Genomic DNA, 21,245 nt, shown 5'->3' with positions numbered 1-21,245 from the left:
TGCGTGTGGTGAGGGCTGAGCGTCTGGTCGACTGCCCGGCCTGACGAGTGCTACCAGTGCCAGCCCCCGCCACGGCTACGGGCCCGCGCCCGGACGTCACCGAATTTCTCGGCGCGGCGCACCAGCCGAGCACCGTTCACCGCTGCCTGCGCAGAAATTCGCTGCCGCCCCTCTCGGCGCGTTCCCTCCGCCGCGTCGGGGTCTGTCACTGGTCGGTCGCACTCAGGCCGGTCAGTCGACCAGCCGCCCAGCCCCGTGTCGGGGTTCGTGCCATGCGCGCGTGCCCGGCACGGGGCTGGCCCATTTCTCGGACAGACAGGAAATCGTGATGACTGCTGCTACATACGTTGCCGAAATTGCCGATCCGGCTGCCGTGACACCGTTCGCCAGTGCCCTGGCCCAGATCGAGTATCTGCTCGAGGTCGACCCGGATCGAGCGCGTGAACAGTTCGCCGCCGTGCTCACCCTGGCTTCACCGCAGGAGCGTGCCTTCCTCGAGGAGGCCGCGACGATCCTGTCCCGCAAGCCCTTCCGCCAGGCGGCCCACGAGCTGGGGTGGATCGCCAAGAACCGGCCCGAGGTGCGCCACATGGTCATCCACCTCACCGCCGAGAGCAATCCCGACCTCTACCGCCCGGCGATGCCGGACCCAAGCGAAGTATCGATCGAGGCCGCCGAATGGGTCCGACGCTCCATCCGCGAGTATCGCCGCTCTGACCGCCTCACCGCGACACCCTCGCGAGACACCGATGACGCGCGTTTCACCCCGGAGGCGATCGCGCACCGCCAGGCCCGCCGACCGATCCATACCGCCGGGCGGCGCGGTCTTCACGATCACCACGTGCACGCGTGGCGACGCCGGCAGGATATTCAGTTCGCGGCCTATGCCGCTGATCGAATGTTCGCGATCGAGACCGACACCGATCTCGCTGCCCCGGTACCGAACCCGCGCAAGCCCGCGCACATGATGTGGGCTCACGTCCAGGCCGCGCTGTGGGATCGCAGCTATTTCCTCTACGTCTCCGAGAACTACACCGAACGCGACCGCGATCTGCTCGCACCTCCCTCACCGGTCATCCGCGCGGGCAGCGCACGGCAGGGGCGCTACGCCGCTCTCGACGACGCCGCTCAGAGCCTGCTGGGCGAGGACACCACTGACGCAACGCGCGGTGATCGCCGCCGAGGTCCTCGCGGTCGCTGGACCAACTTGGCCAAGCGGATCACTCCCGCCGACCAGAAGGACTTCGCGCGCAAGCGGACCGGCCTGGCGGTGCCGAGCGACTACGACGAGTTCCTGCCCTACACCGAGCTCGATGTTGCCGAGGACACCTGGCAGGGCTCGGGGCTGGATTATGACCTCGCCGCGATGAACCCGTACCACGGTTGGCCGTGTGTCGGCTGCTGGATCGACCGCTGCGACAACGACCTTCGAGTGGTCCACCTCGTCGACGGTCACCGGGTCAGCGACGACGGCCTGTGCCGCGACTGCCGCGATGACGGCCGCCCAGGCATCGCGCCGCTCCCCGCTCCCTGGGGATTGCAGGAGTTCGTCCAATCCCGCTGCGCGCACATCGCGGCCACCCATCCTCGGCAGGCTCGCGCTCTGCTCGACCGTATCCGTGCCGCCGCCGCGAACACCGGGCTCACCTGGCGCATCATCACCCGCTGGATGGCGATGAACCTCGAGCAGCCCATCACCGCGCGCCCCGCCCCACGCACCCCCGCCCGGCGGCGACAGCCCGCCGCCCTCGGAGCCGGACAACGAATCGGTCGCTGCGACCGCTGCACCACACCCGGCGTCGTACACGCCGACAGCCTCTGCACCTCATGTCGCGCCGAGATCGCCCAGCGCCGAGGCACTACCGCCGCCTGAACAACGCCCGATCCCGGTTCGCCGTGGCCGCGTCACGCCACGGCGGACCGGGCCCTGTCGCTGCCCAAGTCCCCCGCAGTCCAGCACTCATTGGAGACCGCAGAATGAACCACTTCGTTTCCGAAAACTGGGCCTGGATCGTCCTCGTCGTCTGGTTCGCCGTCGTGCCGACCCACTGTCAATCCCATTGCCAGCACTGCTGTCCCAGACCGCGCCGGTTCGATGTGGATCGACGCTCGTAGCAAACCGGTCTCTGGCGTTCTGATCGCCGAGCGCCGACGAGCCAGCGCCGACTGGACTTCGACGCACGACCCCGATCCCGGTCCGCCGTGGTGACGACATCCTGCGGCGGACCGGCCACCAACCCCTCCTCCCAACTCAGGAGCACCGCATGCCCCGGTCCGTACTCACCCGCATCATCGCTCGCCTCACGCCCCCGCTCCGAGCACCGCACTGCCCGCGCATCAGCGTCCACCTCAACCAGGACCGCAGCTCGCTCGAACGCGGCTACCACCCCGGCGATCCCCTCACCCTCGTGTACCGCCACCGCATGCCTGCCCTCGCCCCCGCCACCACCGACCGGGTCATCCTCGACAGCATCTTCCTCGCCATCAACGACTGCCCCGCCCCCGGCTACGACCATCTCGATCACCACTGGGCCGCCCTCGGCCTCCGATCACTCTCGATCGGCGACGTCGTCGTCATCGGACGCCGCGCCTACGCCTGCCAGCACTTCGGCTGGGACCGTATCCGCACCCGCGTATGACCCGACCTGCATCCGACTCCGAGCTGAGCCGGGACAGAAGCTCTACCTCCGTCCCGGCTCATCCACCCCGCGCTACCCTCCTCAGCCCCGCCGCCCACCCCACCATCGAACTCTCCTCACTGCTCAGTCCGCATCTCCATAACCCTCTCCGCTGCCCTCACCTCACCCACCTCTCACCTCTCCCCATTTTCGCAAGCAGACCTCTTGCATCCAGGATAACGATTCGATAACGACCAGCGGGTTTGGTGGATTTGACACTATCGAGATGGGTCCGACGCCTGGACTAATTCGAATAGCAGGCGCTTGCTGGAGGTATGACCGCGACCATTCATAAAGTCGTGGCAGGCAATGGGTATCAATATTATCTCCGCAATGTCGCCGCGAACGATGTCTCCTCTCGTGGCCGTTCCAGCCTCGCTGACTATTACTCCGCGCACGGGGAGGCTCCGGGGCGCTGGCACGGCTCCGGTTTGGCGGCGTTAGGGCTCGACACGGGCGACGAGGTCACCGAAGATCAGATGAAATCCCTGTTCGGGCTGGGCCTTCATCCGAACGCCGACGCGATCGAGGACCGTGTCTATGGCGAGCAGATCCGCCTCGGTGCCAAGCACAAAGATGCCGTCCGCGCGGCTCGGCAGGCGAGTCGTTTAGGTAGCCCTTTCCGGGTTTATGCCGATGTTTCCGAGTACAGGAAACAGTGTGCGCGTGCGTTCGCCGAGCACAATAAGGCGCACGGATGTCACCCGGATGACGCTATTTCCGAGTCGGATCGCGCGCGGATTCGGACGCATGTCGCGTTCGAAATGTTCGTCGAGAAGTACGGTCGGCCGCCCGTTGATGCGCGGGAATTGTCGGGGTGGGTGGCGCGGAACTCGCGTCCGAACACCACCGCGGTCGCGGGTTTCGACATCACTTTCTCGCCGGTGAAGTCGGTATCAGTGCTGTGGGCGGTGGCGCCGCGTGCGGTGTCGGAGAAGATCGAGGCCGCCCACCACGCCGCGGTCGAGGATGCGTTGAGGTGGTTGGAGCACAACGGGATCTTCACCAGGCTCGGCCGTAACGGTGTCCGGCAGGTCGATGTCGAGGGCGTGGTCGCGGCGGTTTTCACGCATCGGGATAGTCGCGCGGGGGATCCGGACCTGCACACTCACGCGGTGATGGCCAATCGGGTGCGCACGCTCGATGGCCAGTGGCGCACCCTCGACGGCGCGACGATCTACGCGGCGTTGGTGACGGTTTCGGAGATCTACAACACTCGCCTTGAGCATCATCTCGAACGGATGGTCGGGGTGGAGTTCGCCGAACGTGCCGGCCAGGACCCGGCCAAGCGGCCGATCCGCGAGATCGTCGGTATCCCCGCGGAGCTGATCAGCGCGTGGTCGCGGCGCGATACCGCGATCACCACCCGGCTCGGACAGCTGGCCGCGCAGTTCCAGACCCGTCACGGGCGTGAGCCGACGCCGAAGGAAATGTTCGACCTGGCCGAGACCGCCACGCTGCAAACCCGCCCGGCCAAACACCTGTTGCGCTCGCTCGCCGAGCAACGCCGCACGTGGCGGGCCGAAGCCGGGCAGCTGCTCGGTGGCCGGGACGCGGTGGCGCGCATGGTGAGCGCGGCGTTGAATCCGATCCGGATTCCCCGTCCGAGGATCACCGACCAGTGGATCACCTACACCGCGCAGCGGGTGGTCGAGGTTGTGTCCGAGCATCGCGCGACCTGGCAGGCGGCGAATCTGCGCGCGGAAATCGAACGCCAACTCCGCGGACAGGTCACCGGCGAGGACTGGGAACGCGTCGCCGAAGCGGTCTTGGCCGAGACCATTTCCCCCGCGCTCGCCGTCGCCCTGGACGATCCGGACCTGACCGATCACCCCGAACTGCGCACGGTCCCGACCGGGTTGCGGCGGCGCGACGGCGCCAGCGTCTACTGCTCGGCACTATCGCAGCGCTACACCTGCGCCGAAACGTTGAGGGTCGAGGCGCGGCTGATCGAGATGGCAAGCCAGCCCGGCGCACGCCAGCTTCCGCCCGACATCGTCGCGGCTGCGGTGCGCGACTACAACACGGCCAACCCTGAGCGCGCGCTCAATACCGGGCAGATCAGCGTGATCGAGGGGTTCGCCCGGTCACCGTTGCGGGTCCGCACGACCAATGCGCCCGCCGGGTCGGGCAAGACCACCGCGATGGCGGTGCTGGCCGATGCCTGGCAGCGCGGCGGCCGCCACGTCCTCGGACTCGCCCCGACCGCGGCCGCCGCCGCGGTGCTCGGTGAGTCGATCCACGTACGCGTCGAGACCGTCGACAAGGTCCTCGACGTCCTGGCCAACCACACACCCGGGCTCGACAACGCCGCGCTCGATCGCGAATTTCCGCCGCCGTTGCCGCAATGGATCCTCGATATCGACGCCGAGACGTTGGTGATCGTGGACGAGCACGTCAAAATCGGCAACCGTAAACGTCTCCGCCTGCTCGAGTTTCTGGCCGGTCGCGGCGCCACGATCCGCTGCCTCGGCGACCCGCGCCAGCTCTCGGCGATCGAAGCCGGCGGTGTCGACGCCGACATGGAGGCCGCCGCCCCCGAACCCGCGCTCACCCTGACCCACGTCGTCCGTTTCCACTCGACCGCCGAAGCCACGGCGAGTTTGCAGCTGCGCGAGGGCGATCCGACCGCGCTGGGCTGGTATCTGGACAACGGCCGCGTCCACGCCGGCCACCACGGCGCCACCCACGATGACGCGTTCACCGCCTGGAGCGCCGATCATCTCGCCGGCCGCGACACCATCATGCTCGCCGCCAACCACACCGTGGTCAGCGAACTCAACGCACGAGCGCGCGCCGAACGCCTCGCCCGCAGCGGCACCGAGCCCGGTGCGTGCGTGCTGCTGATCGACAACAATCTGGCCTCGGTCGGGGACACGATCCGCACGCGCCGCAACAATCCACGCCTCCGTGTGGGTGCCCGCGATTGGGTGCGCAACGGCTACGCCTGGACCGTCACCGCCGTGCACGAGGACGGAAGTCTCACCGCGATCCATCAACGATCCGGTGCCGAACCCGGCGAGAGTGTGTGGCTTCCGGCGGACTATGTCGGCGAACATGTGCGCCTCGGGTACGCGACAACGATCGATTCCGCGCAGGGAATCACCGCCGACACCTGTCATGTCGCGCTCACCGGCGCCGAGTCGCTGCCACAGCTCTACGTCGCGCTCACCCGCGGAATCTATGCCAATCACGTCTACGTGCCGACCGCGTTGGACGGTTCGGAAGGCTCGTTCTGGTCCGAACCCGCGGTCTATCCGCGCACCGCGGTGGAGATCCTGTGCCGCGTTCTCGGCCGCGACGGCATCCAGAAATCGGCGCACACCATGCGGCGCGACGCCCTGGATCCGTATCAACGCCTCGCGCGCGCACTCGATATCTACCTCGACGCGATCGGTCTGGCCGCCGAAAACGCCCTCGGCGCTGAGGCTCTCGAACGCCTCGACGCCGCCGCCGACACGATCGTTGCAAACCTCACCGACTGCCCCGCCTACCCGGTCCTGCGCCAGCACCTGGCCACCATCGCGCTGTCGGGTCGCGACCCGATCACCGCGCTGCGCGAGGCCGCCAACGAACGCGAACTCGTCACCGCCGCGGACGTTGCCGCCGTGCTGGACTGGCGCCTGGATTCCACCGGCAAGCATTCCGCCGGCCCCGGACCGTTGCCGTGGGCCGCCGGAATACCCGACGGACTTCGCCGCGATCACGACGCCATCCAGCTCGGTGCTCGCGCGCAGATCGTCACCGACCTCGCCCAGCAGATCCGCACCGACGCCCGCACCTGGACACCCGCGACCGCGCCGCGGTGGGCGCGACCGCTGCTCGGCGTGGATCCCAAGTTGGTCGAAGACCTCGCGGTCTGGCGCGCCTCGCTCGACGTCGAGGACCGCGACATGCGCCCGACCGGACGCCCCCGCTACAGCGTCCTCGAACGCGAACACCAGAAACTCCTCGACACCCGGGTGGACATTGCTCTGGGCGATCAGCACAACCCCGCCAACAAATGGGCACCGGTCCTCGAACACATCGACGCGCGCATCACCGCCGACCCGTGGTGGCCGATCATCGCCGACAAAATCGACGTCGCCGCCCGCGCCGGCATCGACATCGCCACCCACCTCGCCGACGCCGCACCCACCCGGCCGCTACCCGATGAGATGCCCGCCGCCGCGCTGTGGGCACGCCTGGACCTCGAACCCTCCGCCCTCGACACCCCCACCGGTGACACCCTGCGCCCGGACTGGATCCCCGACCTGCACACCGTCCTCGGCGAAATCACCGCCGAACACGTCATCGCCGACCCCGCGTGGCCTCGCCTCGTCGCCGCGATCGACCGCGCCCTCGGCCACGACTGGACACCCCACGACCTGCTCGCCACCGCCTACGAACTCATCCTCAGTGCCCAACCCGACGACGCACCCGCACTACGCCCCGACCAACTCGCCCTCGCCCTCGCCTGGCGCATCGACGCCCTCCACCACGACACCACCGACCCCCAACCCACCAACATCGCGGACTCGACCATGAACCCACACCACGACCCACCCGACCCCACACCATCCACAGCACCCCACGACCACACCACCGAACCCCCGCCCGCCCAGCCGTCCACACCGTCGCCGGCCGCCGAGGCGCCCTCGGTGATGTCGGATCAGATTGCCGTCGTCGCGGTCCTGCTCGGATCCGGGGACACGACGGCGGCCCGGCACGCCTTCGATGCGCTCACCCGCACTCTGACCGACGAGCAACGCGGCATCGTCGAACGCGTCGCCACCACGCTGTACCGGTATCCGTTCGTCAACGCCGTCGCCCGCTTGCAGTGGGCGGCAAGCCGATATCCCGAACACCGCGATCTCATCAACGCCTGCACCCCCGCCCAAGACCCTCACACGTATCGGCCAACGGTGCTGCACCCCACACACCGCCCCGAGCGCGACCAGCGCAACGTCCCCGCCCAAGACCATGACAACCACATCGACTCGACCCGGACCCGTCCCCTCGCCTCGGACGCCGAAGTCGTTGCCGCACACCAGCACCAGGACTACCTCGACACCTATGGCGACGTCGACGACGACCCCGGCCACGGTGAGGACCAGCAGCAATGGCCCATCCCCCGCGGCGTCGTCCATCACTACTACGTCGCCAAGGAACATCGAGATCTGCTCCCCCACCAACCCGCATATCCCGAAGACGAACCGGACTACGACCGGTTCGCCACCCGCAACACCCGAGCGCTACCGTGTGTGACCTGCGGGATCGGGCGCGCCGTCAACGACACCATCCCCAAACCGCCACGCCGAAGCGACGACGGCCTCTGCGGAGAATGCCGCGACAACAACGCGGCCCCGATCCCCGACCACCACCCCAAAGACCACATCCGCACCCGCTGCCACCACCTCGCCGCCACCCACCCACCCGACACCCTGCGCGCGCTGCTGCGCCGCGACTGGCACGCCGCCCGCACCCTCGCCGAACGCCTCGCCATCAGCTCCTGGGCCGAAACCCACCTTCCGCCCGGCCCCGCTCAACACCCCATTCTCTCCGACCCGACCGAACAGAACCCCTTCGCTTCGTACAGCGACACCCGGATTCAGCAACAGATCGACGACCTCGAACTCCGGATATCTGTCATCGATGACGACGCCGCCCTCTACGGCCCCGCTCCCCAATCGCAAGGCCAGGACACCGAATCCGCGGACACGCTTCGCCGCCACCACACCGCCCAGGAAGCGATCCGAACCGCCCGCGCTGCCGAGAACACCCACCACCAAACTGTGCGTGATCTGCACGTCATCAACACCGAAATCGATTCTGCCCGTGCACGTCTGGACACGATCCCTGGATACCGCCGAAGCGCACGCCACGAGCTACAGGCCCACATCGACACCCTACTGACCCAGCAGCAAAACGCCCTCCAAGCGCGAGAATCCGCGCGCACTACCGCACGCGCCGCACAACGAGAGGCCACCCTCCACGCCGGCACTCCCGACCACTGGGACCAAATCCTGGCCAGCACACCTCCAGAACACACTGAGCATCGCCCCGTACCAGCTCGCGATTCAAACACCGATCGCCAAGACCAGTCCGATGACTACCGCCGCCAAATCACCCGACTCCGCACCGAACAACTGCGCCGCACCAACGCTAGCCAATCCGACGAACAACCTCAGCAATCCACTACCCAAGAAGACAATGCGCTCGATGTCATCAGCTCACCGCGTCCACCCCAGCCTGAGGACGGCGCAGGTCTCTAGTATGCACGACTGATCTAGGACTTAGGCAGCGATCGACCGGTGGGCCGCCAAGGCTGACACGGCCGAACGCGGCGCCTGTGTTTCAAGATGGCGAGCCTTATCGACCGGCGAAGGGTGCACCGCATTCTGGTACCGTGGCTGACGTCGATCACGTCGACGCGGCCTGGCGAGGGTCGTGGTGTGTTGCTCCGGGGTCCCGGTTGCTGTGATGCACGGCGAGGGGTGTGGGGCACCCGCATCGCAACTGCGCAAAGTGTCGTACCTAAACAAGGTGTGTGACCGTGCGGACCGGGCCGCAGATTGGATCACGCATGCCCTCCACAACGCGTCGACACCTTCGCGACATCCGTATGGCCTACACCCGCGAGGACTGTATGGCCGCCGGGGCCGGGATCAGTAGGGCCGGGATTAAGCTCGGTACCGCTGGACTCACCGATTGCACACCGCAACAACGCCGATTCAGAGCCCTGTTTGCGTTGAGCCTCTTGAACTTTGATAGCGCCGGCCGGCCGCAGCCGATGGTCAGCGTCTACAACGCAAGCACCTTTCTCTGCTACTCGATGGTCGTGTCGCCCCGTTTTGACCGCCTGGTCTTTATCGTGCCCGGTGCCGCCGAGAACGTCGTCGGCCGCGTGCTCGGAAGCCCAAGTTCTCTCCGATCCGGCGTGCCTGGGTTGAGGCTGGAAGCGGTCGGTAAGGCGTTCGGTCGCACCTATGGAGAGAGCTTTCATTTACTGCATCTTCCCACCGGGGCTCGGGTCATCGTCGCCGCCAGCTCAAACTTCGAGGCCATAGCCAACTGCGCGAGGGACCCAGAGACACTGGACCACTTTCCTGGGCCAGATTTGCCGCTGGCCGACGTCGAGCGCGAGGCCCTGGAGGGCGTACCCGCGATGACGTTTGAAATCGAAGCCCTTCTGGCAGCCTTGGTGAGCTACCTCGATGTCCGAGATCCGGAACGGCAGTGGGCGACCGGCATGTGGTGGGGCGACCCGATCGGCCGCCCCAAGCGTCCAGGTCTGGCTCCTTCGTTCGAGCGATTCGCGCAGCTTTGGGGCTATGGCGACAGCTGGAAACTGAAGTGGAACGGCTATCCGTATCCCGAGGATCTGATCAGCTGCTTTACCTCCTCCACTGTCGGACTGCCCGGAGCCTCTGCTGTGAAGCAAGCCGATGCTTGGCGCATCCGGTTGGGTGAGTCGTCGCTAATGCTTCAATACGGCGGGATCTGCCCTGCTGCGGGCGGTCGGAAGAGCCAGCGTAGAAGGGACTCCTGATGCCGGCATGGTCTTCCGCGGTGGCTCTGGCCGTCGGGATGAGCGTTCCGCTCGCCTCGATTCTCATTGTGGTCTACATGGGCTTAGCAACGGCAGTAGCACTGTTCCACCCCGATGACTGTCGGCGGCGAGACGCACGCGCTGTGCTTGCTTGCCTCGCCGATCTCCTCGCTTGAGGTCGTCGTGATCGGCCCGTCCAGCCTGACTCTGCGGCCAGACACGGAGCACGATAAGGCGCTGCGGAGCTACGGCCGCTAAAGCAACACAGCTGGAGCCGTCAGGCTCCTCCCTGCTGCCCCTCGCGTACAAGCCCAGCATGGGGCCGGGTAAAACTGCAAAGCGCGCGGCCACGGTTTCAAGACCGAACTCATCAAACCACGCGACCTGTGCAGTCGGATCCTCCCCGCGTGCGCGGGAAGCACATCCGCAGCACCTTCAACGGGCGGATGTTGTCCGGATAATCCTCGCGTGCGCGGGGAGCACGGCGCAACGTCATCGGCCCAGTACAGCGAGTCCGGGTCATTCCCGCGTTCGCGGGGAGCACGCCGATGAGCAGCTGCTGGAGTTCGCGGGCCGCGGGTCATCCCCGCGTGCGCGGGGAGCACGACCAACATCTTTCTTTCGACTCCCCCGCCTGAGGGTCATCCCCGCGTGCGCGGGGAGCACATGCCGGGGCGCGTAGCGCCTCGTTTCATCTCGGGGTCATCCCCGCGTGCGCGGGGAGCACTCGAAAGTGGTCGACGGAATTGTGAACTTGGGGCGGGTCATCCCCGCGTGCGCGGGGAGCACGATCTGGTGATGCGGAACGCTCTGCGTCACGCCGGGTCATCCCCGCGTGCGCGGGGAGCACCCATCGCGCAGGTGTGCAGGCCACGCTGATTGCCGGGTCATCCCCGCGTGCGCGGGGAGCACGCCAGCCAGTACCTCCACCACATGGAGCCACCCGGGTCATCCCCGCGTGCGCGGGGAGCACGATCGAATTCGGCGACGCCACCAAAGCCGAGGAGGGTCATCCCCGCGTGCGCGGGGAGCACACTTGTTGACCTGGCCTTTTCTAACGGCTGCGCACGTTTTTGATTCGGTTTGCTTCGTCGCACACGAGGTGCCGGCTCCCGAGTTCGTTACTTGGGTTTGAACTTGCGTCGAGCTGCGCGGCGCCGCCATACCGTCTCGGATTGTTGTTCGGCTTGGTTTGTCGAGCGGTTTTTGGCCGCTGATGGCGCTTGGTTAGCGGGTATGTAGTCCGGGACGGTCGTGCGCCGCATGAGTGTCAGGCCGTCGTGGTCCACGGGGGTCCAGTCGTGTCCGTGCACTTTGAATGCAAGGCGTTGTTCATTGCGTGCGCTGCACACCATGATCGCCCGCCCGTCGGCGACGAACTCGATGATGCGCTGCCACATGAGTTCTCGGACTCGCAGAGAGATGTTCCCGACGAATACCCCGGGACTGATTTCGAGTAGCCAGCGAGTGAGGTGTCCACGCAAACCTGGCGGCACGGCGGTAAGAACGACGATCGTCAAAAGTCGTCTCCGTATCCCACCCCGCCGGCCACTGGGGCGTCTCGGTCGTCCCATAGTGAGATCACGTCGAAGTCAAAGTCTTCGAAATCCGTTGCCTCAAGACCGCTATCGTCACGCAAGAGCTTTTGAATGTCTCGCGCAGATCGTTCGAGAAGTTTTCCGCTGTACACCGCATCGCGTACTCGTCGGCGGGTCACTGCGCTGAGGTCTTCGGGTTCTTCTGCGGCGATATCGAAGGCGATCGGGATAGTCAGCTCGGCTTTGTACAGGTCTGCGATGTCGTAGACGAAGGAGCGGTGGTGGCCGGTGTGGACAAACCCGAGGGCAGGGGAACATCCGAGGGCGACGATGACCGAGTGAACGATGCCGTACAGGGCCGAGTTCGCCGCCGATAATGCCCGATTGATCGGCTCGCCAGCATCCCAATCCTCTTTGTCGTAGTTGCGGCGGGTCCATTCGACTCCTGTCCGCTCAGCATGCTGACGATAGACCGCGCGTACTCGGGCACCTTCTCGTCCTCGTAGCTGCTGCATCAGCAGACTGGATACATCTTCGCCGGGAAAGCGCATCGCATACATCGCGCGTGCGACCCGCAGGCGTGCATGAGTGTTCGTCACTGCCTGTGCTTGGGCCTCGAGCAGTCGCGAGCTTCGGGACAGAGCTACGCCGTGCGCGTAGTACCGCACACCGCGCTCACCCACCCACACCACTGTCGATCCGCTATCGGACATCAGCGAAATCGCTTGGTGGGTAATGGTTGTTCCAGGACCTAGCAGCAACACACCGACTGATGCGGCGGGGATGTGGGTGGTGCCACGTTCGTCGGTGGCCGTTATCGCGTTGCTGTCCCGGTTGACTACGCATTTGTCCAGGTACAGAAACGAGATCCGGTCTGAGATCCGCACCAATTCCTTGGACTCCGACGTGCGGCGGCCGATGGTGTTCATTGCGGACTACCGGGTTCGGCCGGATAGGCGAGGGTCATTAGCCCGCATCCATAGGATTTGGCTCGCCCGATACCGAAGGTGAGTGAATTCTTCAGTGCGGCAACGTCGGTGACTTCGAGCATGCCTTCGAAGGTTGCGGTGGAGATGGTGATGCGTCCCGCGCCTCGGGTGAATCGCCGCACTCCGCGGTCGGTGATGGCGAGTTCGACTTCGCTCTCTGTCGCGTTGTCTGCGTTGCGGGGCAGGATCTGGAATCCGAGTCGTGGGGTGCGGTCGAGTAGCCATTGTTCTTGCTGGCGGATGGTGACGTGGGCGAGTGGTTTGGTGTCGGTCCAGCCTTCTCGGCGGGCGGAGTGTACGGGGTTGGCGGTGAGTCGGAATTGCCATTGCTGGCCGAGGGTCAGTCGGTCGAGTAGGCGGTCATATGGTTTGGTGTCCCATGTTTCGGTGGTGGGCCAGCCTGCTTGTTCGATGATGTGGGTGAAGTCGGGTTTGTCGGGGCTGGCAACGTACAGGATCACTCGGTGGGGTCCGTAGTTGTCCAGGCGCCATAGGATTCTGCCTTCGTCGCTGGGCGTGGTGTCGGCGAATCCACTGCACACGGCGGCATGCAGGGCTTGGGGGGACAACAGCAGTAGCCGCGCGCCGCGGCGGCGTGGGTTGATCTGCATTCTGGTCAGGAACATCGCGTTATGCCTCCAGGACCGACATGGCGTCGTGGCCGGTGGCCGGTGCGGTGGTGCCGTGCGGGTTTGGGATTTTCACGGTGCCACGCACGATGTTGCGCCATTCGTATTGGCGGTGGTTCGGGTCGAAACTGACTGGGGTGTCATGGATTGCTTCCCCGGTGAGCTCGCCTTCGGCCGCGTCGCGGACCGTTGCCAAGGTGACAAGAGTGTCGCGGGTGCGTTTCTGGACTCGGGTGCTGGCCAGCCACGGCTGGGTGGTCAGCGTGGTGTCGAGGTCTGTGTCGAAGACTCCGAGCGCGATCGGGCCGGCGGGTGGGCACGATCGGCGTCCGAGGTAGAGCGGGAACTCGGGGCTGCGCAGCGCGGCGTCGATGGCGGTGACGAGGTCACGCTCGCCCTCGAGCACAGCGAGGTAAGCAGCATCGGAGATGTAGTACCGATACGACAGCGGCAGCGAGGTCCAGCTTGTGGATCCGTCACGTTCGCGTTTGGGCTTCTGCGCGGTATGGAAGTCGCGCAGAAGTTGCCCGGGTTGGTCGAGACGGACACCGAATCGTAAGCCCAGCAACGATTCGAGAGGGTCGGTGCGCCGCAATCCTTTGGCCGCGGCGACGAGTCCGAGGACGCCGCTCTTGGTGGGTGCGGTCTCGGTGTCGCGTCGCACGAATTTGCTGCTGGCGCCCCAGGATTGCAGGGCTCCGGCCAGCCGCAGCGCGACGACGCTCACTGCTGATCTCCCAGCCTTGCCTCAACCAGTGCTGCGAGCTGGTCCACCAGATCGGTGAAGCTGACGTTGTCACCGAGGTCGTCCAGGGCCCCGGTGTCGGACCCGAGCCGCGTTACCCAGCCGGTGGCGGGGGTTTCGTTATAGGCGCGTTGGATCTCTCGTGCCTCGTCACGCAGTGCATCGGCAGCTCGCTTGACTCGCCCGCCGGTGTTGGACTCGCGGATCGGGTGTTCGAAGGCTCCGACCAGATTGATCGGTTGAGAGTCGCGGACCAGTACGACGACGGCTTCGGGCAGGGTCCGGTTGGCGAAGGTGTTTTGTTTGCCGGTCGGCATGGAGCGCACAAACGATGTCACGAATGCGGTCACCGCACGCCGGGTCGCTTCACGGTCTCCGAGGTTGTCGTAGAGGCGATTGACGTCGACCGTGGCATATCGGTACAGGGTCGAGGAGTTGAACTCGACCGTGCCGATCATCGCGGCACCGGTCTCGTCATCACCGATGTGGTCATCGACGGCGGTGAAGTAGTCGAATTCGGTCTCGACCGGATGAACGCTGATGGCGTGCGCGACTTGGACCGCGGCGTCGACGTTGAGATCGGCTTGATCGGCGACCATGCGGCCGAACAGGGCGATATCGACCGAGTGGTCACGATCTGCCAAGTCTTTGACCTTGGCTTCCCGCAACGCTTTAGTGACATCGTCGGTGGCGGCTGCGGCGACAGCGGCGTGGGCCAGCGCGGTGATTTGATGTTTGCTGAAGAACACCAGGTATCCGGCTTCGTCGGTGGCATCCTTTTTCGGCGGCTTGACCTTGATTCCGATCTCAGCCATCACCGCAGATGCCAACTCAAGCGCACGTGGTTCCAGATCGGTTGCACGGGACGTGATTTCGGCGCCGAGGAGCTCGACGACGCGTCGGGTTCGTACACCGAGTTCGGACTGGTCGAGGTGGTCTCCGAAGGCGACGCGGGTAGCGCGTTTCCAGGCTTGGCTCGAAACTCGTGCGCGGCGTACGCCGCCGTAGATGGCGGTTTTCGGGCTGCCGGTGTCGTCGCGGTTGAGGTTGCTCGGTGGCACGGTTTGCAGGATGTGCAGGTCGATCAGGGTTCGGTTCATCAGCTCGGGCGCCTTTCGATCGTCACTGTTCAGCAGATTCGGGGTCGGACTCACTCGGTTGTGGGGTGCGATAGAACTCGCGCCCCCACGCGAGCCGCACGTGTTGTGCACGTGCCGGCGTGAGCAGCCCGGTGATGTCGTCGGCGAGCCGCGCGTAGTCGAATCCTTGTTTGGCGGTACGCAATTGCGTCACCAGCCCGCGGAGGTGTGCCAGCACCTCGTCGATCGATTGGGCGGTGGCAACAGCCATGAATCGGCGAGTGACCGCTTCGGCGCTTCGGCCCTCTGATTGTGCGAGTATTCCTACCGCCCGACCGAAGGACACTCCCGGAGCATGGGCACGCACAGGCATCGACTGCTGGTGCGCGGCAAACAATGTCAAGGCCGAGTGCGCGGCCTGCTCGGCAAAACTGGGTTCCAGATCATCGACGCCGTCTGCACCGTGGAGCGAGGCCGGCACCGCGGCGATAGTCGAGTCCCAGATCTCGGGAACACTGCCCGCCGACTTACCCAAGCCTCGGCGAAGCTTGGCCAGCTCCGCTCGAGCGAGCGGAGATCCGCGTAAGTAATCCTCCTGCAACCTGTTCAGCCGCCAGTCCAGGGCCGCACCCAAGGGACCTAGGCGTCGACGAATAGGTTTCGCAGTCGATTGCGGGGCGTTCTCGAGCGCGGTCACGCCAGCACCATCTCCTCTGGTGTCGAATCGTCAGGCCGGATATCGTTGAGAGGTAATACTTTTCGTAATGCCGAGCGGAGCCACAATTCGGCCCGGGAGACATTGAGCAGCTGCCCGCGGACCTCTCGCCCAACCCATGCAGCGGGCGGGGCAGCCGTAATCAGTTCCATGACAACGGGGTAGGTCGTATCACGGACAATTCGCTGCCATTGCGCCCGCGCATCATTCAAGTCGGTGCTGGGAGTCAGTGCAGCCAACCACTGCCGATAGCAGCCATCCAGGGCCGCATAGAGCCGCTCCCGTGCCCGCTCACCCGCGCCCGACTTGGGTGCGGCTCCTGCGGCTTGGGCGATGTTCTCCGCAAAACTCCACACCGCGAATGCAGCATGCTCGGCATCGTCGACAGCATTCGTGGCCATCTGCCCGACAGCAGGCTTGTCCTGGCGGAGCAAGATCACCGGCAACGGCAGCAGGTCCTCGACGATCTCGGCGAACGTGGCGCTCTGCGCACCATATTCGGCTCCCACTATCCGCACGCGAGGCGTATACCGTTCCGGCAAAAGGCCTTTGGAGCCTAAGTCTCCGATCCACTGAAGAATCCCCGGCGCGAGTCGCGGCTGCGGATCACCACCACGGCTCGTGCCGCGACCGGAAACAGTCGGCAGCATCGCGCCGATGCCGCGCCAGACCAAACGCTGCGGATCATGGGTCAACGGCATATAGACGACGGTCTTGTGTTTCTTCGACTGCGGTTCGCTGTAACGCCAGCAAGTGTGCGGATCCATGTTCTGCCGGTTCTGCGGCACGATCCGATCACCGTTGGCCAGCACAACCCCCGTAACCCCGGATCGATCGCCCACCAATCGGATTCGGCGCGTCTGCCACGTATACAGATCGATCGCCCCATTCGGCGGACGTTCCTTCCACGCCGGCGAATCAGGATCGCGCTCCCACGGAGGGATATCGCGAGCTCCACCGATATTGACGTACGGGTTGTCTTCGTAGGCAACAAGATTCAGCAACAACGTTTCCCGGAGGTCCTTGCCTTGGGGAAGCACTCCCCCGATCTGCCCCGACCAGCCGGTACCGATCGGGTACCCCTTACCGTTCTTGACGGTGTCGTCGCCGACCGCGCCGGACTTGATACCCGACGGGTCGAAGGCATGCGCGTGCACCAACCAGCGCGCCGCCTCCGACGCCTCGATCCGTCGAAGACTCACGGCGGACCGCGTAGTGAAGAAAGGCTGCCCGTTCGGCACATCCGCAACGATCTTCTCCAGCCCCGACACCTCCCCCTTCTCGGTCTGCAGACTCGCGACCTGAAAGAACGGCGCCTCATCATCGAACAAGTCGAACCGATTACGCAGCGGATCGACATAGGCCCGAACGCGATCCAGCGCCAACCCACCCTTGTCATCCCACAGCTCTGCCCATTGGTCCGCATCCGTCGGCCCCTCAAGAGCCCGATGCATTATCGCCAGCAGCAACCGCGTTATCGCGAACCCCTGGGTCGGCACCTCCCCACCGATCGTCGTCAAATCCTCTGCCTGCTCAACTAATTCGAGGATAGATAGCTCCCGCTCACGACCGTCGCGACCCAGCACGACGATCCACGGCTCGTCCAGCAAGTTGAAGTCAGTTTCGTCGTATCTACTCATTGGAGTTCCACTTCCAAATCGGGTTCCGAGCAGGACCTCATCTAATCGACCAAACGATCCAGAACGCTGATGGACGCGAAGGTGGCGGCTAGCTTCGAGGCAACTCCGAAACCGACTATGCCCAGAGTCACGCCAGTACCGGTCGCGGTCGCCGGCAGCATTGCCCAAGTTCGGAATCCGGCAGCTAGGCCAGCCCCCAGCCCAACCATCTCCGACAGCGCGCAGATCAGCAGCGTTCGCACTGTCAGCAATCTTCTCGCCCCCTCTGACGGCTGACTGAGAGCAGGAATCGGTAAACTCATCTTGTCTTCCCTCTCGCTACTTGACGTTGCATGGGAAGAAGGTCGGCTCCCGTTCCAGCGGGAGCCGACCACTCTGTAGTCGGCGGGCCGCCCTTCTTCTGGCTCGCCGTTAGTACCAGCGTGCCGACCCCGTGTGGCACGGGGAACAGTTGTCACCCGACGCCCAAATGCGTTGTTGCCCTGGATCATCCCGGCATACCTCGGGAACCAGTGACGCGGATAACACCAGAGGACAGTACTCGGGTCAAGTTGGAGACACAAGGGGCACCAACGCATTTGACCCTCGCTACAATCGGTCGGAGAACTCCAAACCCGAATCTCGTGCGTAGCGCACAGTTCGGTCGGCGATCTCTCCGAAACCGTCCTGGTCGAGCACCAAGGCCGGCAGACGATAGATGAGGGGCGAGAATTCCCATTCTTCTGGGGTCGCGGCCCACAGTTCGCGTTCCGCCTGTTCGGTGCTGAATTCGAGCGGCAGACGTAGCGAGCAGGTGGCGATGACCTGCGCCAGGTGATCCGATGGTGTCAATCCCTGCGGCACCCGAACGTGGCTGTGGTCCTCGGACAGCCACGACGGGATGAACCAGTCACCGTCGGCGTCTTGCTGAATCACGACCACTTCGAGGTTGGGTGCGCCGTCGCGGACTTGGCCTTGTCCTTGCGCATCGTCCTCGGTTTCGCCGATATCGGCGGCAATCCAGCCGACGAGGGAGTTTCCCGGTCGCGCAGGGTCTTTGAGCTGAAATGTCTCCGCATTCGCAGCACGGGTTGCACAACGATCGCGCCAGCGCTGTCGGGCGGTGCTCATGGCGTCCTGCCATGACTCCGGCCCGGCTGGCTGGGTTCCGTAGGCGTGCTGCACGAGTGGTGCGATGTCGTCGGGCAGGCTGATCGTCTGGCCGAGGTGCGGCAACAAGACTGCGGCTGCGCGGAGCAGTGGGTACTCGCCGTAGACGTACCGTGCCGCGGAGGGTTCCAGCTCGGGCGGGCTCACGGTGAAGTCCACACCCGCGATGTAGGCCTGGGCGCTACGGAGTCGCGGTGGCCGCTCGGCCTGGTGTGCCCCGCGCTGGTGACGGTGCAACCGGCCCATTCGCTGCAAGATCAGGTCGATAGGTGCCAGATCAGTGACCAGCAGGTCGAAGTCGATGTCGAGGGACTGTTCCACCACCTGGGAGGCGACGACGATATGCCGGTCAGGCCTGTGCTGGGCTCGATCAGGTGATCCGAAACGATCGAGAAGCTCTGCGTCCTTACGCATCCGATCCGCAGCGATGAACCGCGCATGCACCACCGTCACTTCACCGGGGAAGTGATGCTCCAATGCGGCGGCAGTGGCCAGCACACGGCGGACGGTGTTCCGGATGACCAGGACACACCCACCACCAGACAACTTCTCCTTCAGCAGTGCGACCAACGCATCCACATCGTCGTCGACCCTCCCGCCAAGAGAGCTCACCTGCACCGAGTTGCGTCGGCCCGAAGGCTCGACGCGGCGGTGCTGCACCGACTCTCGCGTCGTCCACGACAAAATCGGGTAGCCCACAACATCACTCACCGAAGGCACAACATTACGATCGACACCGCGCTGGTACGCCCGCATCAGCTCTTGCCGACGTTCTGCGGGCAACGTCGCCGACAGCGCGATCACTGGAACCCGATACGCGCCAAGCCAAGTCAGCACTTTCGTGAGGTAGGAATTCATATAAGCGTCATAGGCATGCACCTCATCGAGCACGACGACCTTGCCGGCCAATCCGAGATGACGCAGCATCAGATGCCGGGACTTCAACGCCGCGAACAGCAACTGATCGATCGTCCCGACCGAGAAGTTCGCCAGCTGGGCCTTCTTTCGCCCTGACAACCACGAGTGTGCTGTAACCGCATGGCGGGCAACCGTTTTGCTTCCCAGACCGTGGTCGCAGTCGATTTCGGCTCGGCCGCCCTTCCCTGCCTGGACCAGACCTTGGAACAGCCGGTTCAGCCGGGCCTTGCCATGGCCAAGAGTGATCGATCCGCCGACCTGATGGTCGTCGGCACCCAAACGGTCCAGCCAACCGACAACACGATCGAACATCGCGTCACTGGTGGCCTGCGTCGGTAGCGCTACCATCAATCCCCCTGCGCCCCAACGCTGAGCCATGATTTCCGCGGCGGCAAGGGCCGCCTCGGTCTTGCCCTCCCCCATCGGCGCCTCGATGATCAGCAACCCCGGTTCGCTCATCGCCCGCGCCACGTCACACGCCTCGGCCTGTACCGGTCGCACCGCCGCACCCGGCGGCAACGAGAACCGCGTCGCGAAGAACTCTGACACCTCATCCGGTATCACAGAGGGAGTCCATGGCATCGGCAGAGCCAACGCCGCCAACGCCCGACCCGACCGCTGCGGGTCATCCACATCCTCTGGCAAATCCCCAGTAAGGAAGCCCAGCAGATCCTCGTTACTGGCAATCCAATCCGACACGATCACGATCCCGGTCACCAACACCTGGAACCTCACCGACAACCTCAGCTGACCCCAACCGTCGAGGTAATCCAGCACCCCTGCACGTTCTGCCATGCGACACAACAACTCTCGCTGCACCTGAACCCACACCCCCTCGCCGAACAGGTGCGGATAGCTGTCCGGCAGCAGATAATCGTCCTCATCCGGTGGCGCGCCATGATGGCCACCGAGCACCACTCCCCACGCGACCGCCCACCGCCGAGACCAACCCTGATCCACCAACCAGCGAATCAGCAGATGATGGCCCGCAACCGTGTGGTGCGCCAGTTGCCGATCAACCATTTCACGCCGCACGAGAGGCATGTACAAGCCGCGCTCACGCATCCGCTGAGCAAGCCCTTCATGCTGAATCGCGAAGGCTGGCGTGGCCTTTCCAAGATCATGAACTCCCGCCAGGAACCGCACCGCGCACCGCGCCGCGCCGCGGTCGCCTCCCAATTCCTCCGCTAGCAGCTCGACCACGCTCGGTACCAGCCACCGGTCGAACAGATACCCCGCGATGTCAGCGGAATCATCCATGTGCTGCCACAACGGCAACCATTCACCAGCATCATTCGGCGACTTCGCCCACACCGAACGAGCAGCCTCGCTCAATACCAAGATCGACCCCTATCGAATGAATCACCCCAAAACGCGGGAGCTCACAACACTCTCGCATCCCCCACCGACAAGTTCCCGCCGCCTCCGGAATGCCCCGAAGCTCAACAACTTCCAGCAACGCTACTCTCGACATAAGGCCCGCGAGGCGCACTTCCAGCAATTCACAACTGAAGACCAATATGACCAGCCCGACCGGTACTTCGGTTCGAAGATCACATCCGCACATATCTGCCAATGGTCAGGTCATCCACGCACAAGGGCGCACATCACGTGGCCGGGCAAGCCGACTCGAC

12 protein-coding genes and 1 CRISPR repeat array are annotated in these 21,245 nt (G+C 64.9%); of the genes, 4 read left to right on the top strand and 8 right to left on the bottom strand.

Features of this window, described 5'->3' with window-relative positions:
• Positions 1 to 328 precede the first annotated feature (328 nt).
• The 4 genes from ACFYO1_RS03145 (at position 329) to ACFYO1_RS03130 (ending at position 10,209) form a co-directional block, all read left to right on the top strand.
• Complete coding sequence (locus ACFYO1_RS03145) at positions 329 to 1,873, top strand: hypothetical protein (RefSeq protein ID WP_387226633.1); 1,545 nt, start codon at positions 329 to 331, stop codon at positions 1,871 to 1,873.
• Between the two features lie 391 nt (positions 1,874 to 2,264).
• Positions 2,265 to 2,639, top strand: coding sequence for a hypothetical protein (locus ACFYO1_RS03140; protein ID WP_387226631.1), 375 nt, complete (start codon positions 2,265 to 2,267; stop codon positions 2,637 to 2,639).
• A gap of 314 nt (positions 2,640 to 2,953) precedes the next feature.
• Positions 2,954 to 8,932, top strand: a complete 5,979-nt coding sequence (mobF, locus tag ACFYO1_RS03135) for a MobF family relaxase (protein ID WP_387226629.1) — start codon at positions 2,954 to 2,956, stop codon at positions 8,930 to 8,932.
• 350 nt (positions 8,933 to 9,282) lie between these two features.
• Positions 9,283 to 10,209, top strand: coding sequence for a hypothetical protein (locus ACFYO1_RS03130; RefSeq protein WP_387226627.1), 927 nt, complete (start codon positions 9,283 to 9,285; stop codon positions 10,207 to 10,209).
• Positions 10,210 to 10,603: 394 nt separating this feature from the next.
• Positions 10,604 to 11,243: direct repeats of the CRISPR family, unit length 28 nt; unit sequence GGGTCATCCCCGCGTGCGCGGGGAGCAC.
• Between the two features lie 87 nt (positions 11,244 to 11,330).
• Here ACFYO1_RS03130 and cas2e read toward each other — a convergent pair.
• From cas2e to cas3, 8 genes are all read right to left on the bottom strand, one after another.
• A complete protein-coding gene (gene cas2e / locus ACFYO1_RS03125; RefSeq protein ID WP_387226624.1) occupies positions 11,331 to 11,729 on the bottom strand; it encodes a type I-E CRISPR-associated endoribonuclease Cas2e in 399 nt (132 codons plus the stop codon).
• Positions 11,726 to 12,676, bottom strand: coding sequence for a type I-E CRISPR-associated endonuclease Cas1e (gene cas1e, locus ACFYO1_RS03120; protein WP_387226622.1), 951 nt, complete (start codon positions 12,674 to 12,676; stop codon positions 11,726 to 11,728). Before cas1e ends, cas2e begins: the two co-directional genes overlap by 4 nt.
• Positions 12,673 to 13,362: a type I-E CRISPR-associated protein Cas6/Cse3/CasE gene (cas6e, locus tag ACFYO1_RS03115; protein ID WP_387226620.1), complete on the bottom strand. Its 690-nt coding sequence runs from the start codon at positions 13,360 to 13,362 to the stop codon at positions 12,673 to 12,675. The genes cas1e and cas6e overlap by 4 nt, the downstream gene beginning before the upstream one ends.
• Before the next feature lie 4 nt (positions 13,363 to 13,366).
• On the bottom strand, positions 13,367 to 14,092 hold the full coding sequence (gene cas5e, locus ACFYO1_RS03110) for a type I-E CRISPR-associated protein Cas5/CasD (RefSeq protein WP_387226619.1): 726 nt from the start codon (positions 14,090 to 14,092) through the stop codon (positions 13,367 to 13,369).
• Positions 14,089 to 15,210, bottom strand: coding sequence for a type I-E CRISPR-associated protein Cas7/Cse4/CasC (gene cas7e / locus ACFYO1_RS03105; RefSeq protein WP_387226617.1), 1,122 nt, complete (start codon positions 15,208 to 15,210; stop codon positions 14,089 to 14,091). Before cas7e ends, cas5e begins: the two co-directional genes overlap by 4 nt.
• A 22-nt stretch (positions 15,211 to 15,232) precedes the next feature.
• Positions 15,233 to 15,886 carry a type I-E CRISPR-associated protein Cse2/CasB gene (gene casB / locus ACFYO1_RS03100; RefSeq protein WP_387226615.1) on the bottom strand — a complete coding sequence of 218 codons (654 nt, stop codon included), beginning with the start codon at positions 15,884 to 15,886 and terminating at the stop codon, positions 15,233 to 15,235.
• Positions 15,883 to 17,544: a type I-E CRISPR-associated protein Cse1/CasA gene (casA, locus tag ACFYO1_RS03095; RefSeq protein ID WP_387226613.1), complete on the bottom strand. Its 1,662-nt coding sequence runs from the start codon at positions 17,542 to 17,544 to the stop codon at positions 15,883 to 15,885. The genes casB and casA overlap by 4 nt, the downstream gene beginning before the upstream one ends.
• Before the next feature lie 588 nt (positions 17,545 to 18,132).
• Positions 18,133 to 20,952 (bottom strand): CRISPR-associated helicase Cas3', encoded by a 2,820-nt coding sequence (cas3, locus tag ACFYO1_RS03090; RefSeq protein WP_387226612.1) that lies wholly within the window; start codon positions 20,950 to 20,952, stop codon positions 18,133 to 18,135.
• Positions 20,953 to 21,245 lie beyond the last annotated feature (293 nt).

This window comes from Nocardia sp. NPDC006044 (assembly GCF_042871115.1).
GTDB lineage: Bacteria > Actinomycetota > Actinomycetes > Mycobacteriales > Mycobacteriaceae > Nocardia.
The sequence above is the reverse complement of the archived record's forward strand: the minus strand, read 5'-3'. Positions and strand labels throughout refer to the sequence as shown.